17 protein-coding genes and 1 pseudogene are annotated in these 19,161 nt (G+C 38.4%); 16 read left to right on the top strand and 2 right to left on the bottom strand.

The genetic code is table 11. The annotated features are described in order from the left end of the window. Positions 1–103: 103 nt before the first annotated feature. From EO122_RS00385 to EO122_RS00320, 15 genes and pseudogenes are all read left to right on the top strand, one after another. A complete protein-coding gene (locus EO122_RS00385; RefSeq protein ID WP_127008880.1) occupies positions 104–598 on the top strand; it encodes a YajQ family cyclic di-GMP-binding protein in 495 nt (164 codons plus the stop codon). A 54-nt stretch (positions 599–652) separates the two neighbouring features. Beyond that, complete coding sequence (cbiD, locus tag EO122_RS00380) at positions 653–1,771, top strand: cobalt-precorrin-5B (C(1))-methyltransferase CbiD (RefSeq protein WP_127008879.1); 1,119 nt, start codon at positions 653–655, stop codon at positions 1,769–1,771. Continuing rightward, entirely contained in the window at positions 1,747–2,373 is a 627-nt protein-coding gene (cbiE, locus tag EO122_RS00375; RefSeq protein WP_127008878.1) for a precorrin-6y C5,15-methyltransferase (decarboxylating) subunit CbiE, read from the top strand. The genes cbiD and cbiE overlap by 25 nt, the downstream gene beginning before the upstream one ends. Further along, entirely contained in the window at positions 2,370–2,951 is a 582-nt protein-coding gene (cbiT, locus tag EO122_RS00370) for a precorrin-6Y C5,15-methyltransferase (decarboxylating) subunit CbiT (protein WP_126938775.1), read from the top strand. The genes cbiE and cbiT overlap by 4 nt, the downstream gene beginning before the upstream one ends. Position 2,952: 1 nt before the next feature. Beyond that, positions 2,953–3,711, top strand: a complete 759-nt coding sequence (gene cobM / locus EO122_RS00365; RefSeq protein WP_127008877.1) for a precorrin-4 C(11)-methyltransferase — start codon at positions 2,953–2,955, stop codon at positions 3,709–3,711. Beyond that, positions 3,711–4,787: a cobalt-precorrin 5A hydrolase gene (locus EO122_RS00360; RefSeq protein WP_127008876.1), complete on the top strand. Its 1,077-nt coding sequence runs from the start codon at positions 3,711–3,713 to the stop codon at positions 4,785–4,787. The genes cobM and EO122_RS00360 overlap by 1 nt, the downstream gene beginning before the upstream one ends. Before the next feature lie 20 nt (positions 4,788–4,807). After that, entirely contained in the window at positions 4,808–5,497 is a 690-nt protein-coding gene (gene cobJ, locus EO122_RS00355; protein WP_371413164.1) for a precorrin-3B C(17)-methyltransferase, read from the top strand. Next, positions 5,494–6,270, top strand: coding sequence for a precorrin-6A reductase (cobK, locus tag EO122_RS00350; RefSeq protein WP_127008874.1), 777 nt, complete (start codon positions 5,494–5,496; stop codon positions 6,268–6,270). The genes cobJ and cobK overlap by 4 nt, the downstream gene beginning before the upstream one ends. Next, positions 6,257–6,922: a precorrin-8X methylmutase gene (locus EO122_RS00345; RefSeq protein WP_127008873.1), complete on the top strand. Its 666-nt coding sequence runs from the start codon at positions 6,257–6,259 to the stop codon at positions 6,920–6,922. Before cobK ends, EO122_RS00345 begins: the two co-directional genes overlap by 14 nt. Positions 6,923–6,957: 35 nt before the next feature. Then, complete coding sequence (locus tag EO122_RS00340) at positions 6,958–7,920, top strand: FecCD family ABC transporter permease (protein WP_371413163.1); 963 nt, start codon at positions 6,958–6,960, stop codon at positions 7,918–7,920. Then, positions 7,920–8,693, top strand: coding sequence for an ABC transporter ATP-binding protein (locus EO122_RS00335; protein WP_127008871.1), 774 nt, complete (start codon positions 7,920–7,922; stop codon positions 8,691–8,693). The genes EO122_RS00340 and EO122_RS00335 overlap by 1 nt, the downstream gene beginning before the upstream one ends. A 324-nt stretch (positions 8,694–9,017) precedes the next feature. Next, positions 9,018–9,434: pseudogene (locus EO122_RS08275) on the top strand (KilA-N domain-containing protein); the annotation flags it as partial. Positions 9,435–9,599: 165 nt separating this feature from the next. Beyond that, positions 9,600–9,869 carry a hypothetical protein gene (locus EO122_RS08270; RefSeq protein ID WP_240632623.1) on the top strand — a complete coding sequence of 90 codons (270 nt, stop codon included), beginning with the start codon at positions 9,600–9,602 and terminating at the stop codon, positions 9,867–9,869. Between the two features lie 121 nt (positions 9,870–9,990). Beyond that, positions 9,991–10,704: a DUF4241 domain-containing protein gene (locus EO122_RS00325; RefSeq protein WP_127008870.1), complete on the top strand. Its 714-nt coding sequence runs from the start codon at positions 9,991–9,993 to the stop codon at positions 10,702–10,704. An 89-nt stretch (positions 10,705–10,793) separates the two neighbouring features. Next, entirely contained in the window at positions 10,794–11,267 is a 474-nt protein-coding gene (locus EO122_RS00320; RefSeq protein WP_127008869.1) for a DUF2004 domain-containing protein, read from the top strand. Between the two features lie 284 nt (positions 11,268–11,551). Here EO122_RS00320 and EO122_RS00315 read toward each other — a convergent pair whose 3' ends face one another. Together EO122_RS00315 and EO122_RS00310 are read right to left on the bottom strand one after the other, a co-directional pair. Continuing rightward, on the bottom strand, positions 11,552–12,496 hold the full coding sequence (locus tag EO122_RS00315; protein WP_127008868.1) for an ABC transporter substrate-binding protein: 945 nt from the start codon (positions 12,494–12,496) through the stop codon (positions 11,552–11,554). A 74-nt stretch (positions 12,497–12,570) separates the two neighbouring features. Then, the gene (locus EO122_RS00310) at positions 12,571–13,566 is read right to left on the bottom strand and encodes a sirohydrochlorin cobaltochelatase (protein WP_127008867.1); all 996 of its coding nucleotides are present in this window, start codon (positions 13,564–13,566) and stop codon (positions 12,571–12,573) included. Positions 13,567–13,965: 399 nt separating this feature from the next. On the opposite strand from EO122_RS00310, the gene EO122_RS00305 reads away from it, so the two are divergent. Further along, complete coding sequence (locus EO122_RS00305) at positions 13,966–19,059, top strand: TonB-dependent receptor domain-containing protein (protein ID WP_371413162.1); 5,094 nt, start codon at positions 13,966–13,968, stop codon at positions 19,057–19,059. The last annotated feature ends 102 nt before the right edge of the window (positions 19,060–19,161 follow it).

The following is a 19,161-nucleotide window of genomic DNA, read 5'->3' as shown; positions in this document are numbered from 1 at the left end:
TACATTCCTAAAAGCTATAATTAAAGCGCACTATAAAGGTAGAAAATATAAGGCAAGTAGGGTATAATTGAACTGTTCATGTAAATATGTATTGGAGGTTTATATGGCTAAAGATTGTTCATTTGACGTTGTATCCGAAGTGGATATGCAAGAAGTAGATAATGCAGTAAATCAAGCGAAGAAAGAGATTGGTACACGCTACGATTTCCGTAATAGTAAAGCAGATATAGAGCATGATGGTGATACGATTAAAATTCATTGTGATGATGAATATAAATTAGGTGCAATCATTGATGTATTAAAAGGTAAAATGGTAAAACGTAATGTAGCTATTAAAAATTTAGAGTATGGTAAAATTGAACCAGCATCTGGCGGTACTGTACGCCAAGTTGTGACCATTAAAAATGGTATCTCTAAAGAGGTGGCTAAGGATGTTGTCAAATTAATCAAAAACATGAAAATAAAAGTGACAGCTCAAATTATGGAAGACCAAGTACGTGTGGCAGGAAAAGATAAAGATCAATTGCAAGCAGTGATTACCATGCTTCGTGAACAAGATTTACCTGTGGAATTACAATTTGTGAATTTCCGTTCTTAATCAAATAGAGGAGCATCGCCCATTGGATGCTCCTATTTTATCATGTGAGGGACTATGAACGTAGAAGATATGCGTGGTGGGTACACCACTGGTTCCTGTGCAACCGCAGGGGTGAAAGCTGGACTCTTAGCCCTAATCGAAGAAGAAATAGTGGACCAAGTGTCTATACGAAATCCTCAAGATGCTTTCATTGTTGTGCCTATTGCGAAGGTAGAAGTACTATCACCTACTGAGGCTATGGTAACTGTTGTGAAAGACGGTGGTGATGATCCGGATGTCACGCATGGTACAGATATTGTGACTACGGTGACATTAAATCAGTCGGGAACAATTACCTATGAAGCAGGATTTGGAGTAGGAACCATAACGAAGCCAGGGTTGGCTTTACCTGTAGGAGAACCTGCTATCAATCCGGGCCCTAGAACAATGATTTCCTATGTATTCGATGAATTAGTGCCTAAGGGCATGGGTATCCATGTAAAAGTCTCTGTTCCAGCCGGGGAAACCTTAGCTAGAAAGACCTTGAATGGCACTCTTGGGATTGAAGGTGGTATTTCTATCATTGGCACTACAGGTATTGTAAAACCAATGAGTGAAGAAGGATTCAAAAACTCCTTGGTACCTCAATTACGAGTGATGAAGGAAGCTGGTTACACCACTGCGATTTTAGTGCCTGGCCGTATTGGACAGGAAATTGCCAAAGAGCAGCTAGGTATTTCTATCAATCAAATGGCAGAAACTAGTAATTTTATCGGTTTTATGTTAGAACAATGCGTGAAGATTGGCTTCAAAAATATTCTTATCATAGGTCATATTGGTAAAATTATTAAATTGGCTAGCGGTAGCTTTCACACGCATAACCGCATGAGTGATGGACGTATGGAAACAATTGTTGCCTATGCAGCCTTAGAAGGGGCATCCCAACAAGTGTGTGAAGAATTGATGGAATGTCGTACTACAGAGGCGGCTATGCCAATTATTGAACGGGAGCATCTAGAGGGCATTTATCAGCGTGTTGCGGATCGAGCCTCCTTGCGCTCTATGCGCTATATTGCGCAAGATGCAAAGGTTGGTATTATCATATCTACCTTAGATGGTACTATATTGGCCGTCGATGAGGTAGCGAAGGAAATAGGAGAAGAAGAATCATGGCACATACCTTGTATGTCGTAGGTATTGGCCCTGGGAATCCAGAGTATGTAGTACCTAGAGGATTACATCTTATCAAAGAGGCTAAGGTTCTGGTAGGAAGTGAGCGAGCATTAGAAGATTTTGCTCAGCCTGGTCAGGCAACCTTTCCTATTGCGAAATTAGCACCTATGGCTGAATGGATGGGACAGCAACTACAATCTAATGACATTGTAGTCTTAGTCAGCGGCGATACGGGATATTATTCCTTATTGCCATACTTAAAAACTAAATTCCCTAACAATCCAATCGATGTGACGCCGGGAATAAGTTCCATGACATTTGCCTTTGCTAGACTTGGAGAAGTGTGGCACAATGCAGATTTAATGAGCTTTCACGGTCGTCGACCAGAGGAAAAAGATTTGTATTATGCGGAAGGACGTAAATTAGGATTCTTAACAGATCCTGAACAGAATCCAGCATATATTGCAAAATACTTAATCGAAGAACATGGTTGGCCGAAGGATACAAAAGCGGCTGCTTGCGAACGATTGAGTTATGAAGATGAGCGTATTGAACGCGGTACATTAGAAGAATTACAGACATTGGAGGGCTTTGGGCACTCCGTAATGGTGGTATTAGGATGAGACATTTTTTTGGAATTGAAGACGAGGAGTTTATTCGTGGCGATGTGCCGATGACGAAAAAAGAAATTCGCATGGTTGTCATGAATGAAGCTCGCATTGAAGAAGATAGTGTTGTCCTTGATGTAGGGGCCGGTACAGGTTCGATTTCTATCGAAGCTGCTTTAGGAGCTCCTAAAGGACATGTGTATGCGATTGAACGCTTTGAAAAAGCGACAGATTTAATTCGCCAAAATCAAGAAAAATTTGGCGTAAAAAACTTAACAATTATTGAGGCCAAAGCCCCAGAAGGCATGGAAGATTTGCCAGAATTAGATGCTGTTATTATCGGAGGTAGCGCTGGTGGTATGGGCACCATTATGGACGAAGCGACACGCTTGTTAAAGGTGGGTGGTCGTCTTGTGGTAACAGCCGTGACTATGGAAACAGGGTATACCATTTTGAAAGAATTAAAAGGTAGACCATATACCTATGAAGGATTCCAAATGCAAGTGAGCCGTTTCAGAAAAGCTGGCCCATACCATTTATTAAATCCATTGAGCCCTATTTTTATCGTAACTGCAGTGAAACAGGAGGCATAATATGGCACAAGTACATATCGTGGGCGCAGGCCCTGGAGATCCAGAATTAATTACCCGTAAGGGATATCGATTAGTGCAAGAAGCAGATGTAGTGATCTACGCTGGTTCTTTGGTAAATCCAGAGATTTTAGAAGCCTGCAAAGAAGGTTGTGAAATTCATAACTCTGCATCTATGAGCTTAGATGATGTATTAGCAGTGACAAAAGCAAGTGTAGCAGAAGGTAAAACAGTGGTGCGTTTGCACACAGGTGACCCTGCTATCTACGGAGCCATCCAAGAACAAATGGATGCGTTAAAAGAAATGGGCATTACTTATGATGTAACACCTGGGGTAAGCTCCTTCTTGGCAACGGCAGCAGCTTTGCAACAAGAGTATACATTGCCAAATGTAACGCAAACTGTGATCATCACTCGCATGGAAGGCAGAACGCCTATACCAGAGAAAGAGAAATTATCCATGTTGGCTAGCCATGGTGCAACAATGTGTATTTTCTTGTCTGTCCAAATGATTGATAAAGTAGCTGCAGAATTAATTGAAGGTGGTTATGATAAAACAACACCTGTGGCTATCGTTGTGAAAGCATCTTGGCCAGACCAACGCATCATTCGTGGCACATTAGAAACGATTGCTGATGTGGTGGCAGAAGAAGGTGTGATCCGCCAAGCTATGATCGTAGTAAGCCGTGTATTAGATACAGATTACGAATTATCTAAACTCTATGACAAAGGCTTTGCTCATATGTATCGAGATGCGAAGTAATGAAGATTGCTATCGTATCTGTTACAAAACGTGGGGCTAAGCTAGGCCAACAAGTACGCAGTGCCTATGTACAGGAACATGTGGTGGACTGTTATGAAAAAGTAGAACGTGAAAGTGGAGACACAGCCATATCCCTTTCTTCCTTGAAACCACATATAGAACAGTTGTGGAACGACTATGATCGCATCTTATTCATCATGGCCACAGGCATTGTAGTGCGTATGATTGCACCTTTTATCAAGCATAAATCGGAAGATCCAGCTATTTTAGTGATGGATGAAGGGGGCCACTTTGTGATTAGCCTTTTATCTGGACATCTAGGTGGTGCCAATGAATGGACTAGTGAGGTGGCAATGATTACAGGTGCTACGCCGGTGATTACAACGGCCACAGATGTAAATCAATTGCCCGCACCAGATGTATTGGCTAGAAAAATTGGCGCCAAGGTGGAAGACTTTTCCATGCTTATCAAGGTGAATGCAGCTATCGTCAATGGTGATGCTGTTAAATATTATTTGGATAGTACCTTGGCAGATGACTTTGAGACAGCTGTGCAAGTACATCAAGTGGACTATTCTCTTTTTCATCCAGAGGAACCGTTCCCATGGGGGGATGAGCCAAAGGTTGTGATTACAGATAGAACTATTGAGTGCGTAGGTGTCACACTGGTGTTGCGACCACCGACTATGACGGTGGGCATCGGATGCCGCCGTGATACACCGAAAGAATTGATACTTTCAGCGGTAGCAGAATCATTGCAAAACATAAAACGGTCCCCATTAAGTGTTAAGGGAGCTGCCTCGGTCATCGTGAAAGCTGATGAAGTAGGATTATTGGAAGCTATGAAAGAGCTCAAATGGCCTATCCAGTTTTATACACAAGAAGAAATGGCCCCTTGTATTGAAGAGGCACAAATTATTGAATCAAATTTTGTTAAACAAACCATAGGAGTAGGAAACGTATGCGAAACGACAGCACTATTACTAGCGCAGGGGCAGGAGCTACTGCAGCACAAAACAATATTTCCGAGAACAACCGTAGCCATTGCACGGGTACATTGCAAGTTATCGGAATAGGACCTGGTAACCCAGAATTTATGACACCAGAAGCGCGCACAGCTATTTTAGAAGCAGACCGTGTAGTAGGTTATATTACATACCTAGATCTAATTAAAGACCTAATTGCTGATAAAGTAACTGTAGGCACAGGCATGATGCAAGAAGTGGACCGTTGCCAACAAGCTGTGGATTTAGCGGTAGAAGGTTATAACGTGGTGGTGGTATCCAGTGGTGACCCTGGTGTATACGGCATGGCTGGCCTAGTGATTGAATTGGCCAATAAAGTGGCAGAGGAAAAACGTCCTCCTGTACACATCGTGCCAGGTTTAAGCGCTGTGAACATGGCAGCAGCTGTATTGGGTGCTCCATTGATGCATGACTTCGCTGTGATCAGCTTAAGTGATTTGATGACACCATGGGATTTAATCAAAAAACGTGCCGCACTATGTGCAGAAGGTGATATGGTTATTGCTTTGTATAACCCACGCAGTAAAAAACGTGTCACTCATTTAGATGAAGTACGTGAACTAGTATTGCAACATCGTGACCCTAAAACACCAGTAGGTATCGTACAAAAAGCAGGCCGTGCAGGTCAACATATCATTATTTCTGATTTAGAGCATTTCCACAAAGAAGAAATCGATATGCAAACATTAGTTATCATTGGTAATAGCCAAACTTATGTGGAAAATGGTAAAATCATTACGCCGCGAGGATATAAACTGTGATTTGGGTCATAGCGGGTACGCTAGATGGCCGTAATTTGGCGGTAGCAGTACAAGAGCATACAGAATTACCGGTGTTGGTGTCTGTGGTGAGCCAATATGGGGCACAATTAGCATCCCATCCAGGTATTGAAGTCCATGAAGGACGCTTGAATTTAGAGGAGATGAAAGCTCTGATTCAAAATAAAGGCATAACGATGCTCATCGATGCAAGTCATCCCTATGCGGCGATAGTGACAGCCACAGCTCGTGAGGCAGCAGCAGATATGGATATTCCTTTCATTCGTTTTGAACGAAAAGAAGTGCCATTGCCAGAGTATGATAAATTACATCATGTCAGCAATGAAGAAGAGGCGGCTACCTTAGCTGGTGAACTAGGTAAGATTATCTATCTGACCACAGGTAGTAAGACGATGCATGTTTTTGCCAAGTCAGAGGCTCTACAAGGTAAAGAAGTGTGGACCCGTGTATTACCGACGGCAGAAGTGCTACAAATGATGGAAGATTTGGACGTATCTCCTAAATATACTATTGCTATGCAAGGACCATTTTCTTATGACATGAATAAGGTCATGTTCCAAGATACAAAAGCAGAGGTAGTAGTGATGAAAAACTCTGGCCTTGTAGGAGGATCAGATACAAAGCTACAAGCTGCTATCGATTTAAACGTACATGTCATCGTCATCGATCGCCCAACACCGGCGAAAGGGGCAGTGACAATTTCAACAGTAGAAGAATTTAACACTCTATGGGAGGATTACGATGGATTACATTAAAAACCCGAAAGCAATTGAAGATAAAAGTATGGAAATTATTTACCCATATGTGAAAGACATGGGGTTTACTGAGGACGAAATTCGTGTGGTATCTCGTACTATCCATGCGTCTGGTGACGTAGAATATGCGAAATTATTCCGTACTAGTGAAGGTGCTGTAGCGGCAGGTATTGAAGCTGTGAACAATGGTGCTCATGTTTACACGGACGTGGAAATGGTGCGCACAGGTATTTCTAAACCAGCATTGAAACTTCATAATAGTGAAGCACATTGCTTAATTCGTGACGAAAAAGTGGCTGAAATGGCAAAAGAATTAGGCGTAACACGCTCTATTGCTGCGATGCGTACATTCGGTAAAGAATTAGAAGGCCAAATCGTGGCGATCGGTAATGCACCAACTGCTTTATACGAAGTATTACGCCTCGCGTTAGAAGAAGGTATTCGTCCTGCTTTGATCATCGGGATTCCAGTAGGCTTCGTAGGTGCTGCAGAATCTAAAGATTATTTGGCAGAAGTATCTCCAGTTCCTTATATTACAATTCAAGGTAACAAAGGTGGTAGCTCCATTGCTGCATCCGTTGTTAACGCATTGTTCTACACAGATGTAAAACGTAACGACATGTTGTTTGTAGAAGGAAAAGAAAAGAAATAATGAATAGAACGAGTCAAACACGCAATGCATGGCGTATGTTTCTCGTTCTAGTGTTTGGGGCAGCAGCGATTGCTGCCCTAATCTTATCATTAGTATTTGGGTCCGCCCAGACTACATTGGCTCAAATTTGGCACACATTGTGGTCTCCCACTTTATCTGATACGAACTCACTAGTTATATGGAACATTCGCTTACCGAGAAATATTGTAGCGGCTCTAGTAGGCTCAAATCTAGCAGTAGCAGGTGCTATTTTACAAGCAGTTATGAAAAATCCATTAGCAGATCCGCAAATTGTAGGGGTTTCCTCAGGCGCAGGATTAGCTGGTGTTATTGTATTAATTTTATTTCCTTACCTAGAATATGCAGTACCACTCATTGCCTTTATTGGGGCTTTGACGGCGGCCATACTAGTGTATGCCCTAGCCTGGAAACAAGGCATACGACCAAGCCGTATTATATTGGCTGGTGTAGCCGTAGCAGCATTCCTAGGGTCCATGATATCTGCCCTTCTCGTATTCTATGGCGATCGAGTGCAGGGGGCTCTATTATGGATGGTTGGCGGTCTTGCCGCTCGCAGTTGGCCACAAGTGTATGTCTTAATTCCGTATACGATAGGTGGCTTGTTATTTGCCTTCTTAGGGGCAAAACGATTGACCATACTCAGCTTAGGCGATGAAACAGCTCGTAGTTTAGGCTTAGCTGTAGAGAAAACAAGGTTTATGATGACAGCCGTGGCAGCATTATTAGCAGCTAGTGCTGTATCTGTAGCAGGATTGATTGGTTTCGTAGGGCTGATTATTCCTCACATTGCACGTATGATGCTAGGCACAGATTATCGTTTCCTATTGCCTGGGTCTGCCTTTTTAGGAGCTTTCGTTCTCGTCATAAGTGATACTGTAGGGCGTACTATATTTAGTCCTATTGAAATTCCAGTAGGCATTATTATGGCCTTCTTTGGGGCTCCATTCTTCTTGTATTTATTGAGGAGGGATGACTAATGAAACCAGTAATTTCTGTGAAAGATTGTTGTGTCTCCTTTGGTGAAAAAGAAGTTTTAAAAGGTATCGATTGGACTGTATACGAAGGTGAAATCGCCACATTAATTGGTCCTAATGGTTGTGGTAAAAGTACTTTATTACATGCCATTACCAGTGCTATTAAAAGTACGGGAACCATCCAAATTGCAGGGAAAGAGGCAAAGGGCTTTTCTAATAAAGAATTGGCTAGATATATGGCATTCTTACCACAAGTACCATCTATCCCGAAAGATATGTTAGTAGAAGAACTCGTTAACTGTGGTCGATTCCCTTACCAATCTTGGTGGAAGCAACAAGGAGCTCATGATAAAGAAGTGGTAGATGCTGCCCTAGAGGCCACACAAGTGAGTCATTTGCGGAATCAGTTAGTATCTTCCTTATCTGGTGGAGAACGGCAACGTGTATGGATTGCCATGGCATTGGCACAGGAGCCGAAGGTATTAATTTTAGATGAACCAACCACATATTTAGACATTAACCACCAATTGGAGATTATGGAACTATTACAGGACTTAAATCGCCGTGAAGGGTTAACAGTAGTGATGGTGTTACATGAATTGAACCAAGCGGCACAATATTCCCATCGGGTCGGTGTACTCTATCAAGGACAGATCTTGGCCGATGGATCACCAAAAGATGTGATGACAGAAGAATTACTAGAAACAGTATTTGCTGTTAGAACCGATGTAGAAGTAGGGGAGTTTCCTTACATACGGATACAGGGGTTGCTGTAGTACTTGAACAAAACTTAACAAGAAATCTATAATTCTTTATATTGGCATAGTCATAATCATGGGCTATGCCGATTTTTTATGACTTGGGAGATGTACTGATGGTGTTAGTATATAAATCAATAATTGTATGATACAATAACGGTATATTAATGAGTAAAATTGATAAAAAATTTAATTTGGTCGAATTCGACCGAATTAAATCGGGTTTTAGTGCTTTTACAAAAAATTAATACTCTTAAAATAAATAATCTATGTGTTGTTTAGAGTTATCTAATATTTAGATGATTGTAAACACCACATAGAACTAGAAAGGAGAAATAAGTTTTGTCAAAGATTAAAAAAGAAACGATTGAAGTAAAAGGATTTGAAATACAAATTTACACAGAAGATTTTAAAAATGATTATATTAGTCTTACAGATATCGCAAGATATAAAAACAAAGAAGAACCTAATGTTGTTGTTGCAAATTGGATGAGAAATTTTAATACTATCGAATATTTAGGGATTTGGGAGAAGTTAAATAATCCAGAATTTAAACCCCTCGAATTCGAGGGGTTTAAATAAGAAGCAGGTAGCAATGCCTTTACATTATCCCCACAGAAATGGGCAACGGCTACAAATGCCAAAGGCGTATTTGTAAAAGTTGGTAGAGGTGGTGGTACGTTCGCACATAAAGATATTGCTTTTAAATTCGCTTCTTGGATCTCAGCTGAATTTGAACTTTATATCATTAAAGATTACCAAAGACTAAAAGAAGATGAAACTTCAAAATTATCACTCACTTGGAATTTACATCGTGAAATATCAAAAATAAACTATAAAATTCATACTGATGCTATTCAAACATATTTACTAAATGATTTAACGGACAATCAGTTAGGTTTTAAATATGCTAGTGAAGCAGATATGTTAAATGTTTCCTTATTTGATAAAACGGCTAAACAGTGGCGAGATGAAAATAAAAATTTAAGAGGGAATATGAGAGATTATGCAACTTTAAATGAATTATTAGTTTTAGCTAATATGGAAAGCTACAATGCAATCCTCATTGAGAAAGGTTTAGAACAAAAAGAAAGAATGATAGAACTAAGAAAGCTTGCAAGAAATCAAATGTTATCACTAGAGAGATTAAATCAAAGAAATTTAAAGCGATTAGCAGATGATAAAAATAAATAAAGTAAAAAATTTTACACTGTCTAAATTTCAAAAGCAAGATATTTGATATGGATACTACTTTTAAAATACGTGGTGAAAGATTAGGAATAGGGTAGAACAATAAATTTTTAAAGGAGTATATATGAATACAACAAAAGAATGGATTGAAAAATATGAAACAGTAAAACATTTATTAGTTGCCCCTACGAACTATGCAGAAGTTTTTGAAAAAAATGAAATTCATGGAAAAAAATTATTTGTTTTAGAAATGGGAGAAATCATATTTCCTACGGGAGAACTTTTGGTAAGAGATCCTTTGGTTTGGCTGAGTAGAACAGAAAAACCTTACTTAACCAAAGTACCAAGAGGAAAGTATAGTATTGAAACTTTGGTAGCAGAAATCGAAGAAGAACACTATCGTTATGTACTTACAAGAGTAAAATTTAATGAATATAAGCCTGTGATTTATTACGAAGCTTTAAAAGGTGATGAAAACCTAGAAGGTGTAGATAATGAAAGTATTTTTGGATTTATGGTTGATGCAGGATTGGCAACTATAGTTGATGTAGAAACAAGAGATAAATATTGTGATTTTGTAGAGAAGTGGTATAAAGAAAATACTGAAAAAAATATTTATAATGATTTTTTTGCAAAGGAGTTTAAAGAAAATGCTATGAAATATCCAAAATTTCAAAGAGAAGATGGAGACTGGATAAACTTTAAAATTCCTAATACAGATTTATCAATTCCTATGATTCAGTCTGGTTTTGGAGATGGACAGTATCCTGTATATTTTGGGTATGATGAAAAGGGAAATCTTTGTGATATTGTTTTAGAGTATATACCGATAAATTAATTTCAAAGGGGGATATAAAGTCTAATTTAAATTAGATAGATGTAACAAGTGAATTTACAGAATAAATAAAAATTGTAATGAGGTAGAATATGGAAAGAATAAAACATGAATTTTTTGGAGAATTAGATTTAGTAAATGGATTAGACGATGGTATGGGATTTAGTAACGATGTTGTTGTATTGTGGGAAGAAGAGATAAATGGAATTAATACAACACTTTGGTATGGTAAACCAGCTAAAATCACAACAGAATTATTAGATAATTTTACGAAGTTTTTACAAAATTTTGGTGAATATAACAAAAAAGCTAGAAAAGTAATAGGAGAATATCTATTAGAAGATAATACATATATTACATTTCATAAAGAAGAATTAGAACTTGATTTACCAGAAGATGTAAATGAATTTGTACAATGTATGAAAGTTACGAATATTGGATTATGGGTAGATGGAGAGAATATAATGATTGTAGATTATATGATTTCTCCAGAAGAAAGTGATGAAATTTTAGCTGTTAAATTTGATGACAGTCTTGATATTATAGATATTTCTTGGGAAAGTTAAAATTTAAAATTAAAGGGTAACTATTAGAATATTTTGTGTAAATGTCAATATAAGAATGTACAATTTTGACGATATAAAATGTACTTAAATTGCAAGTAGAAGACGAAATAGGAAGTTTGAAGTAACATATAGGTGCGAAATAAATTCAAAAGAGATTAAAAGGAGAAGGAAGTGAACTGCTTACAATTTGTAAGCAGTTGAGAATGAAAGCAACAAGATAGCAAATTAAAATGCATGCTATACAGTATATAGATTGCTATATACGTTAGCATGCATTTTATCGTTTATAATTGTACTTTCACACCATAGATAATATTGGCTAACTCAGCCATAGCTTCTGGTGTTTCTAGTCCAGGGTTCAATAAGAACCATTGGGATGGTAAGAAGATGACTTTATCATTTTTAACAGCTTGTAATTGATTCCAAGCTGGGTTACTAGTCATTTCTTTGGCGAAGGTAGCATTGATTTCATCCTTTTTACCCATGGTAACGACAAGAATGATATCTGGATTATCTACTGCTAATGTTTCTAGAGAATAAGGAACTGTTTTAGAAGTTACATTGTCTTTCAAATGTTGTTCTACTACGTTGGTAATACCTAACTCACGAACCATAGAGGCGGTGATTGCTAGTGGTGTTTCTGCGGTTACCGATTTGCCAGTAGCTCGTAATACAGCAACTTTGACAGGTTTATCTTTTGGAATCGAGGCTTTCACAGTATCGATTTTTTTATTGTAATCTTCGATGACAGATTTGGCTTTATCTTCTGTATGGAAAATATTGCCCAATAATGTTAATAGTGGAATATTATCATTGATTCCATCATAGTTAATTAAAATAGATGGGATGTTATTGCTATCTAGTTGCCCTTTGAATTTTTCATGTTGGCTAGGTAAGCCTAATACTAAATCAGGATGTAGACCAACTAATTGTTCCATATTAGGACTGGCTGTATGGCCTACGCTTGGTAATGATTCAATTTCACTAGGTAATTTTTCGTTACTTTCAACACGAGCGATGGCTTTGCCACCAACAGCGTAAATCATTTTAGAGATGGAATTAGATAATGCTACAACTTTAGAAGGGTTAGCAGGAATTGTGTAGGACTGATCTTGGTAAGAGACAGTGCGAGTTGTTTCTGTTGTAGTAGGACCTGTTTTTGCACATCCACCTAGTAACAAAGAAGTGGAGAGTAGAACAGCACTACAAATTTTTAAATATGTTTTCATTGTTTATTTCTTTCAAATAAGGGGATACGAAACGTATCCCCCTAAATTTTAATACTATACTATTGTGATTGCGATTATTTTACTAATGCATCATATGCTTCAGAAGCACGTTCAGCAAAGATATCACGGATTTGTTGGTTTTCGCCAGCACCATGAAGATATGTATCTACAGTGAAGCCTTCTTTCATAAGGATGCTTTTGTGTGAATCAGGTTCGTCACCAGCCATGTCGTTGTTTGCATGGTCACCAGCAACCATCATTAATGGCATTAATGTAACATGTTTAATGCCTTTTTCTTTTAATTGAGGGATCACTGTTTCAAGATTTGGCCATCCTTCAACTGTGTAAAGGTATGTATTTTTAAGTCCCATAGAGTCAATGCGGTCTTGGATAACTGCGTAGTATGCATTAGAAGGATCTGGAGTACCATGAGCCATAATCAATACAGCAGAATCTTTTGTTTGAACCATAGGGAATTGAGAAGAGAATGCTTTCAATGCTTGTTCCACATCATCGCGTTGGTCTTCTTGACCCATCCAGTACATTAAAGGTACACCTAATGTCATTTTTTTGAAGTCTTGTTTATGATGGTTGAATACAGCGCCTGCATAGTTATATTCCATACCAGGAATCATGTTTAATGTTGTCAAAGCAACACGAGTGTATCCATCAGCTTTTAATTGGTCTAAGGCTTCTTCTGGAGTAGGGTATGTAATACCTTCTTTTTCTTTGATGCGATCAATGATGATATGGGATGTGAAAGCAGTGACTACTTTTACATTTGGATGCTGTGCTTTGATTTCATTGATTGTTGCATCAATTGTTTTAGCACGAGTATCTTTGAAAGTAGTGCCAAAGGACATAACTACAATGGCATCTTTGTTTTCAGCGTTTTGCATCATTGGATTTTCGTAGGAACGAACACCAATGGAAGCTGCTTCTTGTAATGCTGGAGTTGCATCTTTTACTTCAGAATTTAACATGTACGCTGCATCAGCAGATTGAGATACGCCAAATGCTGCAGTTACTGCTAATGCTGCAATCATAGCGCTTTTTGAAAGGGATTTCATAATAACTCTCCTTACCTAAAACTAGAATATACCCAAAAGCATGAATATTTATTGCCCTATTCATACTTACATTTATTATATTCTTATCTGTGACAAGTGTCAATGAATTATGGATATGTAATAATGAAAGTTAGCTATAATGATAAGGTGCAATCATATTGGCATAGGATTAATTAGATATCAGATATGAATAGTGATAGATATCACATAATTTTACAATTTGTGAATCAAATGGAGCATTTGAAAACCATATGGAGTAGATATGATTTGTTGGTAGTATTATAATAAAAACGATTAACGTTATCATTTATTTTCTGTTAGAAAAGGAAGATGGTGGATGCAATGCATTATCATAAACCGTATCAAAAACGCCTATTGACTGGTGCTGTCATGAGTTGGATGGCATGTTCATGGTATTTGTTGGGAGGGTTTGCACCTGTATATGGAGAGGGCTCTGTATATGTTACCGCAGATAGAGCACAAGAAGAAGCAAAATATACATCTCAACAAGTGCAAATCATTACCAAGAAAGATATTGAGCAAAAGCAGGCTAAGTCAGTAGAAGATATTGTATTTACTCAGGCTGGTGTGACTCGCACAGTGGATAGTATGGGCCGTGTCGGTGTATCGATTCGTGGATCTGAGCCACGTCATACGTTGATATTAGTGGATGGACAACCTGTGATGGGGGAATTTGCTAAGTACCAAGGTCAAGGTGATGAGTTACAACGGTTGGGTACAGAAAATGTAGAACGCATTGAGATTATTCAAGGTGCAGCGAGTGCCAAATATGGATCCGATGCGATTGGCGGTGTTATTAATGTCATTACTAACAAACCAAATAAGACCGCAAATATCCGAGTGAATGCGGAAAGCCTACGCTCTCGTGGTGACCAAACACCGTTCCCATATAGTAATTTCTTCATGCGTGCTGATTCTGGTCAACATGGAAACTTGCGTGTCAACATTCACGGCAGTAAACGAGATATCGTACCTGTATATGCCGCTAACGAACGAAAAGAAGTTCCTTTCGGCAATGCCGCTGTGAATGAGGTATTTCCTAAAAACTCTCTTCGTTATTATGGCAATAACTCCAATTTAGGAATGGCAGCTATTTACGATGTAAATGATCGAAACTCTTTCACATTCAGTGCTGATCGATACAATGAAAAGTTAGAGCGCTTTATTAAGAGGACAAACTCTGAAGATGAGCCACAAGTGCACTATAAACGCAACTTGGACAGAGATAAGAGTAATCTATCCTATACAGGACAAGATGAAAAAAGCAACTGGAAAGTTGAACTAAACTACACGCGCACAAAAGAAGATGATGTTACGTTGACTAGTGATTTTGGTCGCAGTAATTATGAAGGTAAAAACACATTAAATTATGTAGATAATGTGGACCATAAACAATGGAGTCTTGATATTACTGGAGATACGCAAGTCAATGATAACCATCTAGTTTCCTATGGCATCGGCTATACCTCTGAAAGTGGCGAAGGTAGCCGTCTAAAAAGTGCACCTCATACATGGGTTAGAAATATTGATCCATGGGACTATGATAAAAGTTTAGCTGTAAAACATGGTAAACCAGAAAGTACCATTTATCGTCATTCTTTCAAAGAAAATAGTGATGGCGTATTGCAATGGGATAAAGAAAAAGAATGGTATGGTTACGATCATACAGATAAAACGAGTGTACCAGAGTTTACTTATGAAGATTTCAAAAACTATTTAGACCCAGAGGCTAATCTAGACCCTGCTGCTTTCCATGGCCTTGTGTATAACTCTGGATATACACCAAACAATATGGAATCCCGTAATCCAGAAGCATTGAAACGATTCAAGGCATTTAACGATAAATTAAATGAAATTCCGTATAATAAAGAATTGATTGCTAAATTCGGACCAGGTCATCAAGGTACTGAAACCATTGATGGGGTCAAACCACCTGTAATTAATAAAGATTATTTAGCTTTATTCTATTACATGGAAGATCCGTCTTTCAAAATTGTACGACCTCAATTTAATGGCGGTCATTTCAAAGATGAATATAATAAACGTATCAACCAACAAACGGTAGGTAGCGCGAGTCTTAAAAAACAACATTTCTTCATCCAAGATACATGGCAACTCAACAAAAATACTATTTTACAACCAATTGTACGCTTAGATCATAGCGATTTGTTCGGATCTCATATGACATTTAATGTTGGGGTCACTCATAATGTGGGGGGCAATGCGCATCGTCGATTGAAAGCCAATATTGGTACTAGTTATACAGAGCCTGGCATGGGTGAACTATATTATAACTGGGAAATGTTTGGCCCTACTATCACCAATGTGGCTCCTTTGTCTGGCGGTCGTGCTCGTTTAGGTTGGTACTGGGTGGGCAATCCTAATCTACAACCAGAAACATCTAAAAACATTGATATCTCCTTTGAAGGGGAAAATAAAAATACCTATATGAAATTGACGGCGTTCCGCAATCAAATTCGTAACTATATGACTATAGCTAATACTGGGCATCTCATGGATTTCTATCCATACCTTGATGAAAGCACATTCTTTGGTGCAACGAAGTATGCCCATGCACCGGACTTGTTGTACACTTTCAAAAACATTGGTAAAGCCCGTATAAATGGTCTTGAATTAGAAGTAAAACAACGATTGGGTAACCATGCGAAATTGAAATTTGGTTATACTTATTTAGATGCGGTCAATAAATCCAATCCAGATATGCCAAAACGCTTGTTAGATAAACCAATGCATAAATTAGACTTAGGTCTAGAATTGGAAGATAAAGTGAGCGGTTGGAGCGGTAATATTTGGACAGATTACTACTACAATATGCTAGACAGTAACTCTGTATCTGGTGGCGGTAATTATATTACATCTCAAGTGAACCCAGAAAATAATGATAAATCCATCATTACCTATGAATTCAACCGCAAAAAAACGGCAGATATGTATAAAACAAAAACATATGGTATTTGGAATATGATTGTACAGAAAAAAATCGACAAGGATTCTCTTGTCTACTTTGGTGTGAACAATCTATTTGATCATCGTGACGATGACCGTGCCTTACAAGGCCGTCAATTCCGGTTCGGTATGAATTTAAAATTTGGTCCAGATGGTTCCACACATGCGGGTACTGACCATGGAAAGGTGATAGGTGGTCATGGTAAGGCTACTACAGAAAAAATGTTGCAGTCTGCACCATCTATGTCATCCGTTCCATCTGTGAAAGAATCTCTCTTGGAAACACCGTTTGATACACATGAAAAACAAGGTGCTCAACTAGTAGGAGATATTCGTGTAGGTGGGGATAGCCATTTAGGGTCTGATAGACCGGCTAACCGTGTGACAGCTGTCAGCTCGATTAGCGATGGGGCATTGAAAAACTTGCAGGATAAAAACGAACATGGGTTCCATAGTCGTTTACGTCTTGGTGTAGATGCTCGTATTAATGACAATACGAATGTGAAAGTGGTAGCATCTGCTCAAGGTCAATCTGGCGTAGATACAGCTCATGAAACAACAGGATCTAGAGGACTTAACCATACTCGGTTAGACACATTAGATGTAACACAACATCATTCTAATTGGGATTTCAGTGTTGGTCGTTTGACTGAAAAATTCGGTACCACAGGCTATTGGTTTAACAAAGAGTTCGATGGTATTAGAACTGTTTGGACTGGTGAAAAAGACCAAGTTCGTGTTGGTTATGGTGACTTCCGTCATAGCACAGGTATTGAAGATTCCGCATATACGCATGCGATTTATACGAACTTTAAACGACCTCCAACTGTAGATGAGTTTGTTGGTACAACCTTTGATTACTCAGATCTTTCCGAAGAAGATAAAAAATTAGTTGGTGGTGCAAAAGTCGAAAAAGTGGTGAAAGATGCACCTAATACAATTAACTTCTATCAACAGTTGAAAGCGCTACAAGGGGATTACAAATCATTAAGCGACAAGAAAGAAGAATTTGCTAGTGATATTGCTACATTGAAAGATGAAATGGACAATGAATACATTGCCGATACGCCTGAAAAGAAAGAGCAATATCGAAAAGATATTGAGGCAAAAACAAAAGAACTTGAAGAGGTTACTACTAAATTAGATGCCAATATCGAGGCCCAATATGGTGTTGTTGCTCGTATGCAAGAGATTGCTATAAAGGCGTATGGCAAGGATAAAGGCTTTAAGAAGTACAATGTGGCTAAAAAAGCGGATGAAGAAATTACGGTTCCGATTAAGTTGCCGGATATTGAATTTAGATATACTGGTACATCTATTCATCATGATGAAGATGAGGATGCAGACTATGAAGATCCAGTGGATTCCAACACATTTTATACAAAACCTAAGGCCAACCCAAGCGGTGCAAACCTAGATAATCCACTATTTAAATTGAAAATTTCTGATTCGGCTGTAATGGGTAAAGATAGAAAAGAATATCTCAAAAAATGGTTTGAATCCAATAAAGAAGAAATCATTAAGGCCTACAAAGAACGAGCAATGGAAATAGCTAAAAACTCTGTAGGTGAACATGGTACAGTGAAAGATATTACCTTTAAAGATGAAGATTTAGCTAAAGCTGGTGATGCATTATACGAAATGAACTATTTAAATGTAGGCACACCAGGTGAATCTACGATCTCGAAAACGTATCAATCAGGAATGTATCCATACCTTGTAGCACAGTATTTCAATGAAATAGTAAGTGCTTTAGAGGCTACAGATGGTCATAGTAAATTACCTAGGGAAGCATTTATTCCATATACAGGTGCTATCATTCCTGCGGAAGGTATTGTGTTACAACGTGATGTGATTCCTGCAGTGAAACGGGCTGGATATGTACAACTTCGCCACATGGTAGGTAAACAATTAGGCCTTACAGCTTGGTATTTAAAATCTACTGGCGATGACAGTACAACGGTACAATTTGCAAGTGGCCACGATACATCTTCGGCTACATTTAAAGGTCTTGCTAATGTGATTGGTATCGGTGCGAAATATACAATGGGTCAATCGTCTTTATCCATAGACTATGGACAAAATAGAACAGACTATGGTCGGTTTATGAATGGAAGCACTCAGTATAATTATGTACCTGGTAGCATTAATTTTATACCTACTGGACGTGCTATGGGAAATACACCATCCTTCTGGGTAGTGCGATTTGATATTGGTCATGTAGATTACAAACGACCAGGTAGTTGGAACGGATTCATCGATTACAAACGTTTTGATCATGGTTCCTTCTTTGGTGGTAATGGCACTGGCGCTGTACCAGATCGTTACTTAGATGGTATTCGTAGCTTTACAGTAGGTGGTGGATATGTGCCACATAAAGATCTATTGTTAGAAGCGTTCTATACATTTGATGCAAAAGCATTGGGACAGCGTGATACATTATATGGTGGTGAAAACTTTACCTTAGGTAATTACACACGTATCCAAGGAACATATAAATTCTAAGTATCATATCTTGATGTAACAGTAGTCTCTGGTATAGAGCACGAGAAAGAAATACATAGAAAAGCCTAATGAATACGATGAGAAAACCGTATCCATTAGGCT

This window comes from Veillonella sp. CHU110 (genome assembly GCF_003992255.1).
Lineage (GTDB): Bacteria > Bacillota > Negativicutes > Veillonellales > Veillonellaceae > F0422.
The sequence above is the reverse complement of the archived record's forward strand: the minus strand, read 5'-3'. Positions and strand labels throughout refer to the sequence as shown.